This is a genomic window from Halorussus aquaticus (genome assembly GCF_024218795.1).
GTDB lineage: Archaea > Halobacteriota > Halobacteria > Halobacteriales > Haladaptataceae > Halorussus > Halorussus aquaticus.
The window spans coordinates 2,856,343-2,871,107 of record NZ_CP100400.1; the positions used below are offsets into that span (position 1 = coordinate 2,856,343).

The 14,765-nt window shown below is 67.4% G+C and carries 12 protein-coding genes; 4 read left to right on the forward strand and 8 right to left on the reverse strand.

The genetic code is table 11. The features are described from left to right. Window positions 1-38: 38 nt before the first annotated feature. From NGM06_RS14715 to glnA2, 4 genes are all read left to right on the forward strand, one after another. Window positions 39-707, forward strand: coding sequence for an MBL fold metallo-hydrolase (locus NGM06_RS14715; protein ID WP_254267685.1), 669 nt, complete (start codon window positions 39-41; stop codon window positions 705-707). Between the two features lie 102 nt (window positions 708-809). After that, the gene (locus NGM06_RS14720) at window positions 810-1,439 is read left to right on the forward strand and encodes a VOC family protein (RefSeq protein WP_254267686.1); all 630 of its coding nucleotides are present in this window, start codon (window positions 810-812) and stop codon (window positions 1,437-1,439) included. Window positions 1,440-1,546: 107 nt separating this feature from the next. Then, a complete protein-coding gene (locus NGM06_RS14725) occupies window positions 1,547-2,164 on the forward strand; it encodes a class I SAM-dependent methyltransferase (protein ID WP_254267687.1) in 618 nt (205 codons plus the stop codon). 111 nt (window positions 2,165-2,275) lie between these two features. Beyond that, the gene (glnA2, locus tag NGM06_RS14730; RefSeq protein ID WP_254267688.1) at window positions 2,276-3,613 is read left to right on the forward strand and encodes a gamma-glutamylputrescine synthetase; all 1,338 of its coding nucleotides are present in this window, start codon (window positions 2,276-2,278) and stop codon (window positions 3,611-3,613) included. A 52-nt stretch (window positions 3,614-3,665) separates the two neighbouring features. Here the strand turns inward: glnA2 and NGM06_RS14735 are convergent, their stop codons facing one another. The 8 genes from NGM06_RS14735 to NGM06_RS14770 form a co-directional block, all read right to left on the reverse strand. Beyond that, entirely contained in the window at window positions 3,666-4,631 is a 966-nt protein-coding gene (locus NGM06_RS14735; RefSeq protein ID WP_254267689.1) for an aldo/keto reductase, read from the reverse strand. Between the two features lie 3 nt (window positions 4,632-4,634). Continuing rightward, window positions 4,635-5,810, reverse strand: a complete 1,176-nt coding sequence (locus NGM06_RS14740) for an ABC transporter substrate-binding protein (protein ID WP_254267690.1) — start codon at window positions 5,808-5,810, stop codon at window positions 4,635-4,637. Between the two features lie 141 nt (window positions 5,811-5,951). Then, the gene (locus NGM06_RS14745) at window positions 5,952-7,874 is read right to left on the reverse strand and encodes an IucA/IucC family protein (RefSeq protein WP_254267691.1); all 1,923 of its coding nucleotides are present in this window, start codon (window positions 7,872-7,874) and stop codon (window positions 5,952-5,954) included. A gap of 2 nt (window positions 7,875-7,876) precedes the next feature. Beyond that, the gene (locus NGM06_RS14750) at window positions 7,877-9,316 is read right to left on the reverse strand and encodes a lysine N(6)-hydroxylase/L-ornithine N(5)-oxygenase family protein (RefSeq protein ID WP_254267692.1); all 1,440 of its coding nucleotides are present in this window, start codon (window positions 9,314-9,316) and stop codon (window positions 7,877-7,879) included. Continuing rightward, window positions 9,313-9,900 (reverse strand): GNAT family N-acetyltransferase, encoded by a 588-nt coding sequence (locus NGM06_RS14755; RefSeq protein WP_254267693.1) that lies wholly within the window; start codon window positions 9,898-9,900, stop codon window positions 9,313-9,315. The genes NGM06_RS14750 and NGM06_RS14755 overlap by 4 nt, the downstream gene beginning before the upstream one ends. Beyond that, window positions 9,897-11,735 carry an IucA/IucC family protein gene (locus NGM06_RS14760; protein WP_254267694.1) on the reverse strand — a complete coding sequence of 613 codons (1,839 nt, stop codon included), beginning with the start codon at window positions 11,733-11,735 and terminating at the stop codon, window positions 9,897-9,899. The genes NGM06_RS14755 and NGM06_RS14760 overlap by 4 nt, the downstream gene beginning before the upstream one ends. Next, the gene (locus tag NGM06_RS14765) at window positions 11,732-13,222 is read right to left on the reverse strand and encodes a pyridoxal phosphate-dependent decarboxylase family protein (RefSeq protein WP_254267695.1); all 1,491 of its coding nucleotides are present in this window, start codon (window positions 13,220-13,222) and stop codon (window positions 11,732-11,734) included. Before NGM06_RS14765 ends, NGM06_RS14760 begins: the two co-directional genes overlap by 4 nt. Further along, the gene (locus NGM06_RS14770; protein WP_254267696.1) at window positions 13,219-14,580 is read right to left on the reverse strand and encodes a diaminobutyrate--2-oxoglutarate transaminase; all 1,362 of its coding nucleotides are present in this window, start codon (window positions 14,578-14,580) and stop codon (window positions 13,219-13,221) included. The genes NGM06_RS14765 and NGM06_RS14770 overlap by 4 nt, the downstream gene beginning before the upstream one ends. Window positions 14,581-14,765 lie beyond the last annotated feature (185 nt).

Sequence of the window (14,765 nt, forward strand, 5' to 3'; positions counted from 1 at the left end):
CCAGTAGAACTACCACGCGGGACTCCGTATCCGGGCGCATGACGGAGACCTCCGCGGTACACGCACTGCCGCTGTCGTTCGAGCGCGACGAGGGCGAGTTTGTCGTCCACCCCGCCGCGGTCGAGACGCCGCGCGGCCTCGTTCTCGTGGACGTGGGACTCCCCGGCGCAATCGAACAACTGTCGGTCCACCTCGACGACCTCGGGTTCGGGTGGGACGACGTGTGGGCCGTCCTCGTCACGCACCACGACGGCGACCACGTCGGGTCGCTCCCCGACGTTCTCGACCGAACCGACGCGGCGGTGTTCGCCGCGCGCGAGGAGACGCCCTACATCGACGGCCGGAAGGACCCCGTGAAGGGCGGCGACTCGGTCGGCGTCCCGGTGGACGTGGAAATCGAGAACGGCGTCACGTTCCGGACCGAGGCCGGACCGATGCGGGTCGTCGGGACGCCCGGCCACTCGCCGGGCCACGTTTCGCTGGTCTTCCCGGAGGCCGACCTGCTCGTCGCGGGCGACGCGCTGACTGCTCCGGAAGGCGACCTCTCCGGACCGAACGAGGGGTTCACGCCGGAGATGGACGAAGCGACCGAGTCCGTCGGAACGCTCGCCGAGTACGACGTGGACCGGACCCTCTGCTATCACGGCGGACTCGTTGACGAGGGCACCGACTCCATCGCCCGCATCCACGACGAACTCGCGGAGTGAGCGTCGGTCGCGGGTCGAGTGTCAGTCGCGGGACGGGTTCCGGGGGCGGGGTGACGCGGGTGTTACCTGAGACCTATTAGGTCCCGGCGGCTACCCGGACGTATGTCCAACAGACGCCGACAGGCCGACGACTTCGAGATAACTGCCGACCTCCCGGACAGTCCGATGCACACCACCGGAACCGACCACATCACGCTCATCGGGAGCAACACCGAGGACACCGTCGAGTTCTACCGCGACATCCTCGGGATGCCGCTCGTCCTCCGGCAACCGAACCTCGACGACCCCTCCCAGACCCACCTCTTCTTCGACACGGGCGACGGTCGCATCGTCACGTTCTTCGTGAACGAGGACCGCGACTCGGACCCGCGGCCCCAGCGCACCGGCGTGGGCGCTGTCCACCACCTCTCGTTCAGCATCGACCCCGAGGAGTTCGTGGAGATTCGCGAGACGCTCAACGAGGAGTGGCGCGGGTGCAACGAGTTCGACCGCGGCATCTTCCACTCGCTGTACACGCAGGACCACAACGGACTGGTCATCGAACTCTCGACCGACAAGTGGGCGATTCCGGATGACCGACGGGGAGAGGTACTGGCGACCGCCCAGCGCATCCGCGAGGAGGACGGCGCGGACTTCGCCGAGGAACGCCACATCGAACAGGCGCTCGACGAACTCGGCATGGACGTCGAGAAGTACGACCTGCCGGACGCCGACACCGGGTCGGGCGTCTGAGGACACCGGAAGTAGGCGCGACGAATCGAGTCCGAGACGCCGATACGACCGGGCGAGTTCGGGCGCGACTCCGCGGACTCTTTACTCTCGGCCCACTGGAGTCGCGTATGGAACCGGAGGAAAACCACCAGTACTGGGCCGATCGCTCGACGGAGTTCTCCCCCGAGTACTACGCCAACATCGGACAGAACGAGGTGACGGAGACCCTCGCCGCCGTGTTCGACCACTACGTGAACGACGACGCCGCGATTCTCGAAGTCGGCTGTAGCTCCGGCCGTCACCTCGCGCACCTGCTCGACGACGGGTACGAGAACCTCACGGGAATCGACATCAACGACGACTCTTTCGACGTGATGGCCGACCACTATCCGCGCCTCGCGGAGACGGGGACGTTCCACACCGGTGCGATGGAGGACATCGTCCCCGAGTTCGACGACGACGCGTTCGACGTGGTCTACTCTGTGGAGACGCTCCAGCACGTTCACCCCGAGAACACGTGGGTGTTCGAGGAGTTGACCCGTGTCACCGACGACTTACTGATAACCGCCGAGAACGAGGGTAACAGTCCCCGGCGCGGCCGCGAAGGTGCCGAGGTGAGTCACGTCCACGACGACTTTCCGCTCTACCACCGCGACTGGGAACAGGTGTTCTCGGAGTTGGGGGCCGCCCAACTCCTCTGCGAACCCGGCAAGCGCGACACGGTTCGCGTATTCCGAGTCCTCTGACTCGTTACACCGCCGGAACAGGGACTCGCGTCCGATAGCTCTCCGGACAGTTTCACGCATCCCACAGGTTTTTAGGCCAGCCTAAAATAACCGCGTTGCAAGGAGATACTGATGACGGAGAACCAGTCGATTGCCGAACGATGTCGGGACGCGAACTGCGACCTCGTGCGGTTGCTGTTCGTGACCCAGAGCGGGGCGATACGCGCCCACGCGGTGGACGCCTCGAAGGTCGAAACCGCCGTCGAGGACGGCGTGACGCTCTCCCAACTGGTGCAGACGTACAACGCGCTCGGCGTCCGAGACAAGGACGGACGGTTCGACGCCGCCGGAGAGGTCCGACTCTGCCCCGACTCAGAGACGTTCCGGGCGCTCCCCTACGCCGAACGCACGGGGGCGATGCTCTGCGACGTCGAAACGCTCGACGGCGACCCGTGGACCGTGGACCCGCGCTCGTCGCTCCGGGCGTTCGTCGAGCGACTGCGGGCCGACGGACTCGCGCCCGAAGTCGCGTTCGAGAGCGAGTTTCACCTGTTCGAGACCGACGACGACGGCACCGTCCGCAACGTGGACGAACGCGGAGCGTACCTGACCAAGAGTACGCGCGAGACTCACGAGACCGTCTTGGCGACGATAGACGCGCTGAAGGCACAGGACGTCGCCGTGGAGAAGTATTACCCCGAGTACGCGGCCGGGAAACACGAAATCGTCACGGGCCACGCGCCGGGCGTCCGGGCGGCGGACGAACACGTCCTCCTGCGCGAGACGGTCGATAGCGTCGCGCGCGACCACGGCTACCGCGCCACGTTCCTCCCGAAACCGTTCGACCACGCGACGAACGGCTGTCACGTCCACCTGTCGCTGTGGGACGAGACCAACCGCTTCCACGACGAGGACGAGGGGCTGAGTCGGACGGCCAGACAGTTCGTCGCGGGCGTCCTCGACCACGCGCCCGGTCTCGTCGCGCTGACGGCCCCGACCGTCAACTCCTACGCCCGCTTGCGGCCCCAACTCGGCGCGACGGCGTTCGTCTGCTGGGGACGGGGGAACCGCGAGGCCCTCGTCCGCGTGCCCGCGACGGGCCAGTCCGACGACCCCGAGGCGACGCGGGTGGAGTTCCGCGCGGCCGACAACACCGCGAACCCGTACCTCGCCCTGCTGGGATTGCTCGCGGCCGGGTACGACGGAATCGAACGCGAACTCGCGCCTCCGGAGTCGGTCTCCATCGACCCCGGCACCCTCTCGGCGGCGGCGCGCCGAGAGCGGGACATCGACCGACTCCCGCGGACGCTCGGCGCGGCGCTCGACGCGCTCGAAGGCGACGAGGTGCTGCGCGACGCGCTCGGCGCGGACCTCTTCGAGACGTACCTCGGCGTCAAGCGGAGTCATTGGAAGGCGTTCACGGACAGTGCGGTCTCTTGGGAGCGCGAGCGACTCCGAGACGTGTACTGAGACGAGTTGGCGGCGTTTCGCGCGATACTCCGTGTCCCGTCCGCACTGGCCGTCACAGAGTGTGACGGACCGGCTCGTACGGCTCTTCGAGATACTCCACGTCGGAGTCCGACAGCGAGATGTCGAGCGCTTCGACGGCCTGTTCGAGGTGTTCGATGCTGGTCGTTCCGACGACCGGCGCGTCCACGACGTCCTTGTGGAACAGCCACGCGAGCGCGATCTGTGCCATCGTCACTCCGTTCTCGTCGGCGAGTTCCGCGACGCGCTCGTTGATTTCGCGGCCGTTCCCCTCCAGATACGGGTAGAGGTCGGTGTAGTCGTTGGTCCGTCCTCTCGCGGTGGTCTCCAGTTCGGCGTGGGGCCGAGCCAGATACCCCTTCGCCAGCGGACTCCACGGCAGCACTCCGACGCCGTTCTCGCGACAGTACGGGAGCATCTCGCGCTCCTCCTCGCGGTACAGGAGGTTGTAGTGGTTCTGCATCGAGACGAACGACTGGAGTCCGAGCGCCTCGCTCCGGCGTCGGGCCTCGGCCAACTGGTAGGCCAGCGTCGTGCTCGCGCCGACGTACCGGACCGACCCCCGACGCACCGCGTCGTCGAGCGTCCGGAGCGTCTCCTCGACGGGCACGTCGTCGTCCCAGCGGTGGGTCTGATAGAGGTCGATGGTGTCCACGCCGAGGCGGTCCAGACTGTTCGAGAGTTCCTGCTCGATGGCCTTTCGGGAGAGACCGCGAGCGTTCGGGTTCGACTCGTCCATCTCGCCGAACACCTTCGTCGCGACGACGAGTCGGTCGCGGTCGTAGCCGTCGATGGCCTCGCCGAGAATCTCCTCGCTCCCGCCCGTCGAGTAGACGTTCGCGGTGTCGAAGAAGTTGACGCCGAGGTCGATGGCCCGGTCGATAATCTCGCGGCTCTCGTCCGAGTCGAGCATCCACTCCTTCCCGTCACCGAACCCGAGACAGCCGAGACAGATGCGACTGACCGACAGGCCGGTGTCGCCGAGGGTCGTGTACTCCATGGCTCAAATCGCTCCGCTCCGGATGTCGGCGACGCGCTGACGGTCGTAGAGTCGCTCGTCCTCGCCGAACTCGTCGGGGAACAGTTGCTTGGCGGTCCGCTCGGTCTTCGAGAGGTTCGTAATCGGTCCCTGATACATGCTGCCCGCGGGGTAGACGTCCCCGTTCTGGACCGCGGTCAGGGTGCTCGCGGTGTCGTGCCCGCGGAGGAATTCGAGGTACGTCGAGCGGAACTGCTCGGCGGTCCGGTGCTGGTCGGTGTAGAACATCAGCACCTCCGGGTCTATCTCCAGCAGCGGTTCGTAGTCTATCGTCCCCCGGTCGGAGGTGAACGTCGATATGTCCGACCCCGCCAGCGCGTCGCCGATGCCGAGGTCGTTCCAGTGTTTGTACGCCGTCCGGTCGCCGAGTCGGTACGGGTAGTATTTTTCGGGTTCGGTAGACGCCGGGGAGAGTAGCGCGACGGAGGGTCGCTCGTCCGGCAGTCGGTCCGTGATTCCGCCGATGACTTCGTCGTGATACTGCGAGAAGGCCTCGTATCGGTCGGTCCGCTGGAACACCTGCGCGACCTTCTCGAACGCCTCGTAGAGGTCGTAGTAGGGGTAGTCCTCGTGCCACGAGTAGGTCGAGAAACTCGTGTTCCCGCAGAGCGGACCCACGTTCGTAGCTATCTCCTCGACGTCGGCCTGCTTCCAGTTCGGGATGAGGTTCGTCATGTAGTTCGGGTCGATGAAGTGGACGTCGGCGTCGAGGTCGTAGAACAACTCCTTCGAGATGCCGTCCTGCCAGAGCGAGGTCATCTCGTCGGTATCGACCGAAAGCTGCGGAACGTCGTCGTAGTGGTGAGTGCGGTACTCGCCCGTGAGAACGACGGCGAGCGGCGGTTCCAACCCGAGCGCGATGCCCATGTCCGCCCAACTCGCGTTCTCCGCGACCCACGCTTCCGGGACCTGCTCGAACGACACGTCGCCGACCGGCGGCAGTGTGACCGAGTACGAGGCGTCCTGCGTCGTCTCTTCGGTCGTTTCGGTCGTCGTAGTGTCGGTCGTGGTCGTCGCGTGGGTCGTCGTCGAGTCGCCACCGGACCCGCCGGTACAGCCCGCGAGCGCCGCGCTACCGACTGCTACGCTACCTTTGAGGAACCGTCGCCGCGTCGAGTCACCGTCTGAGCTATCGACCATAGTTTTTAGGCCGACCTAAAAACAATTAATCGCTTCGATTTAGGTCGGCCTAAAATACGTTACATCCTACTTTCCAGAACGGACTGATAAGTCTCCCGGAACCGTTCGCCGCGTTCGGTGATGCTCGACCGTGAGGGCTCGTTAGTGGCCTCCACGGTCGCCGAACTCGGACAGCGGATTCGAGACGGTGCCGTGGCCTCGCACCTTCGGCCGGGTGCTGAAGTCCTGATAGCCGTAGTCCACGATTCTGTTCCGGTTGAGACAGTGCTTGGTGAACCGGGGTCGAAACAGGTCGAACGTCTCGAACCGGTCGGCGAGACCGGGGAACTCGGCCTGATAGCGCTCGATGGCCGACCGGACCTGCCGCCAGAATCGTTCTTCGGCGTAGTCTTCCCGGCGGGCCAGCAGGTCGGCGACGTACCGGAAGACGCCGACGAACAGCGTCCCGAAGACGTGCTGGCAGAGCGGTTCGGGCGGGAGGCGGTGGAGGATGTGGTGCTTGTACCGCTCGTCGTCGCGCAGGTCGTCCGCGAGTACCTCGTCCAGTTCCGGCAGGTCGCGGTCGGTGATGGCGACCTCGTCCACGAAGTCCTTGACCGCGATGCGGGTCGGCACGCCGCCCTCGTGGACGAGGACGACGTTCGTCCCGTGGGGCATGAACACCGTGCCGTACTTGTAGAGGTAGTGGACCAGCGGGTGGAGCAGCACGTCGAATAGCCGGTCGAGCCACTCGCTCAGTCCCAGTCCGGAGCGCTCGACCAGTTTCGAGACCAGCGGCGTCCCGTCGAAGTCCTCGTGGATGAGCGCCGCGAGCGTCAGGGGGCGTTCGCCGTCCTCGACCATCGAGACGACGCTCTCGCGCCAGACGCACCCGAGGAGTTCGTGAAACTGGTACGGTGCGTCGTCGAACGCCGAGAAGTACGGGTGTTCGTAGTTCACGCTGGCGACTTCGCCCGGCAGGAGCAGGTCGCAGTCGTCTCGGAGGAAGGCGTCGCCGTCGCGCACCCCCTTCACGAACTCGGTCACGCGCGGGGCGGCCTCGGCCTGCTCGCCCAGAATCCCGCGGTAGACGTTGGTGTTCAGCACCCGAATCGGGAGTTTGACGTGGCGCTTCGTCGGGTCCGAGACGTTCGAGAACGTCCGAATCGACTGCTGTGGGAGGTACTCGTCCGGGGCCTCGCCGAGCGGAACGATGGCGTCGTCGGCGATGTCGCCCGCGAACAACTGGACCACGCTGTCGTTCCACTGCCAGTCGTGGACCGGCAGGAAGTGGTAGTTCGCCGGGTCGAGTCCCTCGTCGGCCAGCGTCGCCCGGAACGCGCCGACGGTGTCGCCCAACTCCGATTCGAGCAGGCCGTCGCGGTCCAGTCCCTCGACCGCGGAGAACGTCGCCCGGTCCCGCCGCGCGGCGACCCACGAGAGGCGCTGGCGTCGCTTGGACTCCGGGGCGTACCGCAGGTAGTCGTCGTAGCCGAACCCGACCCGGCCCTTGTTGTAGGTGAACCACGGGTGACCTTCCATCTCGCCCTCGACCGCTGCGTACGGGAGGTCGAGTATCGAGGCGTCGGCGGGCGCGTCTGCCTTCCGCGCCCGGATGTGGGCGTCCGCGACGAGCGTGTTGCGGTACTCGCGGACGAGGTGGGCCGCGGTCGTCGGGTCGATGCCGACGTACCCGCGGGCGTCCAGCAGGAACCGAAGCGGGTCGGTCGCCTCGGTCCACTCGTCGGCGTCCGCCGACTCGCCGTCAGGTCGTGTCGCGTCGGCCGAGTTGCCTGCCGTTTCACCGACGGTTCGGCGGAACACCGACCGGTCGCGAACCCGGTAACTGTCGAGGGGGCGAGACTGCGCGTCGAAGCGGTACTCGACGCCGTCGTCGAGTCGGAGGCGGTATCGCGTCCACGACTCGCCGGGGTCGGACTCGTCGGCCGGGACCGTCCCGGCGCGTGCGGGAGCGATCAGGTCCTCGTAGAGGAACTCCGCGAGGATTTTCCGGAGCAGGTCGCGTTCGACCGTCTCCCACGTCTCGGCGTTCAGCGCGGACCGGAGCGCGTCGAAGTCGTCCATCGTCACTCGCCCTCCGGGGCGGCGGACTCGGGGTGGCTCGCGTCCCCGCCTCCGCTCCCCGTGTCCGCGTCGCCCCGACCGCGGCCGCGCCGGTTCACGAACTCCTCGACCGCGAAGTCCTGATACACCGTGTCTGCGTCCTCGGGGTAGACCTCCCGGCCGACGAGTCGGTTCACGATGCGGGAGTTGCGGTAGCACCCCAGTCCGAGGTCGGGCGCGCCGACGCCGTGACTGTGGAGGTCGCCGTTCTGGACGAACACGTCGCCAGCCACGTCGTCGAGGACGAGGCGGTGGTCCTCGGTGACTCGATACCGGCCCTTCTCGTCCCACGCGATTCGGTCCTCGATGGGGTCGAGGAACTCGGGGACCGGTCGGTGGTAGCCCGTCCCGAGAATCACCACGTCGCTCTCGTGGACGAACGACTCGTCGGTCTGCCACTGGCGGCAGTCGAGTCGGTAGTTCGCGCCCGTTTCGCTCGCCTCTCCCGCGTCGATGGCGTCGATGTCCTCGACCTCGGTCACGGCGAACAGTCCCACGTCAGGGTCCCGGTCGCCGACCGACCGCTCGTAGAGCAGGTCGTAGACGGCGGCGCTGGTCTCGGGGTCGATTCCCTTGTAGAGCAGGTCTTGGTCCGCCCGAATCTCGTCTTTCCGGTCGTCGGGGAGGTCGTAGAAGTACTCGACGTACTCGGGCGTGAAGTGCTGTAGCCCGAGTTTCGAGTACTCCATCGAGAAGAACCCCTCCGAGCGCGTGAGCCAGTCGAGGCGGTATCCGGCGTCAGGTTGGCGGTCCAGCAGGTCGTGGAACACCTCGGCCGCGCTCTGGCCCGACCCGACCACCGTAATCGAGTCGGCGTCGAGACACCGGTCGCGTCGGAACCGGTACTCGGCGGTGTGGAACACGTCCGCCTGTGGGTGACCACGCAGGGTCTCGGGGACGTAGGGCCGACTTCCGACGCCGAGCGCGAGGTTCCGGGCGCGGTAGGTCCGTTCCTGGCCCGTCTCGGGATTCCGGGCGGTCACGACGAAGTGGCCGTCCTCACTGGCGTCGTCCCTACTACCGTTCTGCCACGCCACGTCCTCGACCCGGCGACCGAACCGGCAGGTCCCGAGGCGTTCGGCGACCCACCGGAGGTAGTCGTCGTACTCCCGGCGGGGAATCTGGAACGTCTCGTAGAAGTAGAACTCGTAGAGGCGGTCGCGCTCCCGGAGGTAGTTGAGGTAGCTGTGGGGGTTGGTCGGGTCCGCCATCGTCACGAGGTCCGCGAGGAACGGGACTTCGAGCGTGGTCCCCGCTATCAGCATCCCCTCGTGCCACGCGAACTCGTCGTCCTGTTCGAGGAAGAGCGCGTCTACATCGGCCTCTGCGCCGTCGAGGAGCGCGGCGAGTCCGAGGTTGAACGGGCCGAGTCCGACGCCGACAACGTCTCGAATCCGGCTCACGCCACCACCTCCCGCTCGAACCGGTCGCGCTCGCAGACCATCAGCAGCGCCGTCTTCTCGTCCATCTCGATTTCGCGCCGAGGTTCGAAGCCGCACTGCTCGAAGACGTGGTGGACGATTTCGTTTCGCACGTCGGGTTCGGCCACGACGCGTTCGGTCTCGCCGTGCCGGAACTGCATCTCGACGACCGCGCGGAGGAGGGGTTCGGCGTAGCCCTGTCCGAGATACTCGGGCGGCCCGACGAGCAGGTGGACGCCTCGGTCGGCGGCGTCGGCGTCGTAGTGGTCCGCGACGGGGTCGTCCGCCGCCCAGTAGCACTCCCAGTAGCTCATCGGCACGTGGTCGAGGTGGCCGACGTAGGAGGTCAGGTGGTCGTCGGCCAACTTCTCGGCCAAGGCGTCGTGGAACTCGGGGAGCGGGTCGGCCAACTGCCAGTAGGGCAGTACGTGGTCCTCGTTGAGCCACGCGTGGAGCATCCCGAGGTCGGCCATCTCGGCCTGCCGGAACGAAATCGCCTTCTCGACTTTCCGGTCGTACGTCTGGAAGTCGTACGGCGCGGCGACGACGCCACCGGCCCCGGTCATCGCCGACTCACCTCCGACTCGGTCGCGGGGCCGCGCTCGGTCTCGGTCACGAGCGGGTTGGTCACGTCGGCGTACACCGACTGGTTCTCCAGCGACCCGACCAGTTCGTCCATGTCGTGGAACCGCGTGAGCAGGTTCGCCTTGCACGGCAGGGTCTCGTCTTCGAGCAGGCCGTTCAACAGCGACGACGACTCGCGGTCGAACGTCCGGCAGTATTCCAGTTCCTCGCGGAGAATCCCGAGCAGGTCGCGCTCGTCGGCCAGCCCCGCGGTCCCGAAGGCGTTGACGACGCCGAACAGGTTGTTCAGCACGACGTAGTACCGGATGCGCTCGTCGGCGACCGCGTCGGGACAGACGGTGTCGGCGCGCTCGCCCACGCCGGGGAGCAGGGCGTCCACGTCGTCGTACTGGGATTCCGGGAAGTAGTAGCCCTGATTGTCCCGGTAGTAGAACTCGGCCGGGTAGCCGTCCTCCAGCGCGAGGACGCTGTTCTGCTGGTGGGCCTCGACGCCGACCCCGCGTTCGAGGTAGAGCCACAGAATCGCCCGGAGCGAGCGTTCGAGATACCGACGGAACCAATCGCGACTGACCGCCTCCGTCGAGCGCCCCTCGCGCTCGGCGAGGGTCTCGATTATCTCGCCCAACCGCGACCCGTCGCCCGCGATGCGGTCCTGACAGAGCGCGACCACCGGACCCGCGTTCTCGGCGTCCGCGCCCCGGAAGGCGTTTTCGCGCAGGACGACCTCGAACCCAGACTCGGCGCCCTCGCCGACGGTCAGCGTGAGCGAGGCCGGGTCGCGCACGACGTGGAAGTCGGGGAAGCGCTCGCGGAGGTCGTCGCCGAGTTCGGTGTCCAGCAGTTCCGCGACGGCGACCCCGCGGTCGAGTTCCGGCCGCTTGTTGGTGCGCTCGGAGTTGGTAATCCGGACGTTGAGCGACCCCTTGACCATGAACGGGGCGTCCGGGGCGTAGAGCGTCCGGACCGAACTCGTCGGGTGGAATTCCCGGCCGACACGGCCCAGCGACTCCAGTCCGTCCCCCAGATGCGCCTGCACGTGGTCCTGTTCGAGCAGGTAGTCGGCCTGCCACGGGTGGACCGGAATCAGCACGTCGTCGCTCTCGACGTGGGCGGCGACGAACGACTCGGGCACCGCGGGGTCCTCCCGGAGCGCCGACTTCACCCACTCGCTCGCGGCGTCGGCGCTCCCGGCATCGACCTCGACGGTCGCGCCGAGCGCCGAGTCCTGCCAGACGAGGTCGGGGTCGGCCCGGAAGTAGTGGAGCGAGAACGACCCCTCCAGTTCGGGCGCGTAGGTCGGCGACTCGTGGGGCGGGATGCCCTGCCTGCTCTTCGGCGTCGGGTGGAGCAGGTGGCCGAACACCAGCGACTGCTCGGCCTCGCGGAACGTCGTGTCGAAGCCGTAGAGCTGTTCGGTGTCGTCCCTTCGAGCCTCCACGAACCGGGCGACGTTCTTGCAACTCCGGACGACCCGCAGAAGGAGTTCGTTGCGGTTCCCGGCGTCGTCGCGCGCCAGCGAGAGTTCCTCGGTCACGAGCGACGCCAGCGTGACGTAGTCGAGTTCGAGCGTCTGGTCGCCCCGTCGGTAGTAACCCGGCAGGTCGAACAGGTGGCGGTCGGTCGGCGACCGATACCGTAGCGGGACGAACAGAGTGATTCCCTGTTCGGGCAGGGGCGCGCGGACGACGCGCTCGCGGCCGTGGGTCGGCGCGGGCGTGTCCGCGGCGTCCGCGACCTCGTAGTCGCCGGTCTCCCGGAGGTAGCAGTTGAGGAAGCTGTGCAACGTGGCGGACTCTGCGATTGCTGTCGGATTCATCGTCGGAGTTGTCTGTCTGCGACCGCGATGGTTCGCGCGCGATTCCTGACGGCGTCGAGCACGTCGGCGACGCGTTCGACGGTCGTCTTCGGGTTCAGCAGGGTGAACTTCAGGGCGGTCGTCCCCCCGACCTCGGTGCGCCCGACCACGGCGTCGCCGTTCCGGAGCAGCGCCTCCCGGACCGCGGCGTTGAGTGGGCCGACCTCCTCGTCGCCGACGCTCTCGGGGCGATACCGGAAGACGACCGCGTTGAGCGTCGGGTCGTTGAGTACCTCGAAGTCGGACGCGTCGGCCAGCAGGGCCGCAACGTCGTCGGCGAGGGCGAGGGTGGACTCGACCAGTTCGGCGAGTCGCTCTCGGCCGAGCGTCCGGAACGTCACGTAGGGCTTGAGGGCGTCGAATCGCCGGGTGGTCTGGACCGACTTCGAGACCAAGTTCGGCGCGGCGAGGTCGCCGTCCTCGGGGTTGAGGTACGCCGCCGACCGCTCGACGAGGTCGAAGCGGTCGCCGTCCCGGAGGAGGAGCGCCCCGCAACTGATGGGTTGGTAGAACAGTTTGTGGAAGTCCACCGCCAGCGAGTCAGCGCGCTCGATTCCGGCCAGTCTCTCGCGGTGGGTCTCCGAGAGCGCGAGCGCCCCGCCGTAGGCCGCGTCCACGTGGAACCAGAGGTCGTGCCGGTCGGCCCGGTCGGCGAGCGCGTCGAGCGGGTCGATGCTCCCGAAGTCGGTCGTGCCCGCGGTCCCGACGAGCGCGAACGGTTCGCGTTCGCGCTTGCGGAGGTCGGCGAGGGTCGCGTCGAGCGCCGCGGTGTCCATCCGGTGGTCGCCGTCGGTCTGGACGGTCACGACCGCGTTCTCGCCGAGACCGAGGTGGGCGGCGGCTTGCTTCGCGGTGAAGTGGGCCGCCTCCGAGCAGAGGATGCGCATCGCCTTGGCCTTGTGCGGTAGGCCCGTCTCCTCGACGCGGCGACCGAACCGCTCGCGGCCGAACCAGTTGCGGGCCAGCAGGAGGGCCTCGAAGTTCGACTGGGTGCCGCCGCTGGTGAACACGCCGTCGCCCTCGGGACCGTAGCCGAACAGGTCGCAGAGTCGGTCCACCATCCGACGTTCGACGTAGGTCGCAGCGGGACTCTGGTCCCACGAGTCGAGCGACTGGTTCGTGGCGGCGATAGCGGTCTCGGCCGCGAGCGCGGGCACCAGCGGCGGGCAGTGGAGGTGGGCGACGCAACTCGGGTCCGAGACGCCGACCGAGTCCGACAGGATTCGGTCGCCGACCTCCTCGACGGTCTCGGCGAGGGGTTGGCCCTCGTCGGGCAGGCACTCGACCCCACCGAACCGGTCGTCGAGGCGGTCGGGAGACGCCCCCGAGTAGGGCGTCGCGCTCTCGGAGACCGCTTCGACGACCGCCGCGCTGGCCCGCTCGACGGCCTCTCGATAGGCGTCGTTCCCGGACTCGGTGCCGAGGAACAGGTCCTCGGCGTCCGTCATGGCGACCCGCCGGTGGCTTCGGAGACGGCGGCTTCGACCGCCTCGCGGAAGATGCGGCCGATGTCCTCGACCTGCTCCTTCGAGACGATTAGCGGGGGTAAGAACCGGACGGTCGCGACCTCGCGGCCGCCGCGTTCGACGAGTAGCCCGCGCTCGAAACACGCCGACTGGACGGTCTCCGCGAGGTCGGGGGCGGGCGGACGCGCGCCGAGGGCGTCGGCGTCGGCCGATGCGTCCACCATCTCGGCTCCGAGCATCAGCCCCCGGCCCCGAACGTCGCCGACCGCGGCGAATCGGTCGGCCGCGGCGTCGAGGTGGTCGCGCAGGCGTGCGCCCATCTGCTCGGCGTGACTCGGCAGGTCGTTGTCCACGATGTACTCGATGGTCGCCCTCCCGGCGGCCATCGCCAACTGGTTGCCCCTGAAGGTGCCGGTGTGGGCACCCGACTCCCACTCGTCCAACTCCTCGTCGTAGAGCGTCACCGCCAGCGGGAGACCGCCGCCGACCGCCTTCGAGAGCGTCACCACGTCGGGCGTGATGTCGGCGCGCTCGAAGTCGTAGAGTTCGCCGGTCCGGCCCAGCCCCGACTGGATTTCGTCCACGACGAGGGGCACGTCGTGTTCGCGCGTGATTCGGCGCATCTCCCGGAGCCACTCGGCGGGCGGGGCGACGGACCCGCCCTCTCCCTGCGTCGGTTCGAGGACCATCGCTGCGGGGTCGGTGAACCCGCGCTCCGGGTCTTCGAGCAGGCGCTCGACGTACTCGCTGGCGACCTCGTGGCCGTCCTCGCCGACGCCGAATGGACAGCGGTACGGGTAGGGGTACGGCAAGTGGTGGACGTTCCCCATCGTCCCGGGTATCGACTCCTTGGGATCCGTGTCACCCATCAGACCGAGCGACCCGTGGGTCATCCCGTGGTAGCCGCCGCGGAACGAGAGGACCGACCGGTTGCCGGTCGCGGTCTTGGTGAGTTTCAGGGCGGCCTCGACGGCGTCGGTGCCCGCGGGGCTACAGAACTGGATCTTGGCTGACTCGGCGAACTCGTCGGGGAGGCTGTCGAAGAGTGTGTCCACGAACGCCTCCTTGATCGGCGTCGTGATGTCGAGGGTGTGCATCGGCCGGTCGGCCGCCATCGCGTCTTCGATGGCCTCGACCACGACCGGATGGTTGTGACCGAGGTGGAGCGTGCCCGCTCCGGCGAGACAGTCATAGTAGGTGTTCCCGTCGGCGTCGGTGACTTCGACGCCGCGCGCCTCTCGTATCGCCATCGGGAGGTATCGCGGGTAACTCCGCGCTCCCGACTCTCGCTCGGCCTGTCTGTCGAGCAGTCGGTCGTTCGACGCGTCGGAGTAGTCCATCTCAGACCAACTCCGTGTCGGTCGGTGGTCGGTGCGTCGTCCGTCCGTTTCGGAACGTGGTTCGTCGCGTCACAGATTTTAGGCTGACCTAAAAATTGAAAAGTATTTCCCTCCGTTCGGGTATTTGTATTTTAGGCCGCCCTAAAATATGGCTATCGTCGGCGAGTCGTTCGGACGCAACGTCG

What these genes read in the sequence shown, in the direction of transcription:
- NGM06_RS14715 (WP_254267685.1), top strand. Translation starts at nt 39, where the DNA reads ATGACGGAGACCTCCGCGGTACACGCACTGCCGCTGTCGTTCGAGCGC.
- NGM06_RS14720 (WP_254267686.1), top strand. Translation starts at nt 810, where the DNA reads ATGTCCAACAGACGCCGACAGGCCGACGACTTCGAGATAACTGCCGAC.
- NGM06_RS14725 (WP_254267687.1), top strand. Translation starts at nt 1,547, where the DNA reads ATGGAACCGGAGGAAAACCACCAGTACTGGGCCGATCGCTCGACGGAG.
- glnA2 (WP_254267688.1), top strand. Translation starts at nt 2,276, where the DNA reads ATGACGGAGAACCAGTCGATTGCCGAACGATGTCGGGACGCGAACTGC.
- NGM06_RS14735 (WP_254267689.1), bottom strand. Translation starts at nt 4,631, where the DNA reads ATGGAGTACACGACCCTCGGCGACACCGGCCTGTCGGTCAGTCGCATC.
- NGM06_RS14740 (WP_254267690.1), bottom strand. Translation starts at nt 5,810, where the DNA reads ATGGTCGATAGCTCAGACGGTGACTCGACGCGGCGACGGTTCCTCAAA.
- NGM06_RS14745 (WP_254267691.1), bottom strand. Translation starts at nt 7,874, where the DNA reads ATGGACGACTTCGACGCGCTCCGGTCCGCGCTGAACGCCGAGACGTGG.
- NGM06_RS14755 (WP_254267693.1), bottom strand. Translation starts at nt 9,900, where the DNA reads ATGACCGGGGCCGGTGGCGTCGTCGCCGCGCCGTACGACTTCCAGACG.
- NGM06_RS14760 (WP_254267694.1), bottom strand. Translation starts at nt 11,735, where the DNA reads ATGAATCCGACAGCAATCGCAGAGTCCGCCACGTTGCACAGCTTCCTC.
- NGM06_RS14765 (WP_254267695.1), bottom strand. Translation starts at nt 13,222, where the DNA reads ATGACGGACGCCGAGGACCTGTTCCTCGGCACCGAGTCCGGGAACGAC.
- NGM06_RS14770 (WP_254267696.1), bottom strand. Translation starts at nt 14,580, where the DNA reads ATGGACTACTCCGACGCGTCGAACGACCGACTGCTCGACAGACAGGCC.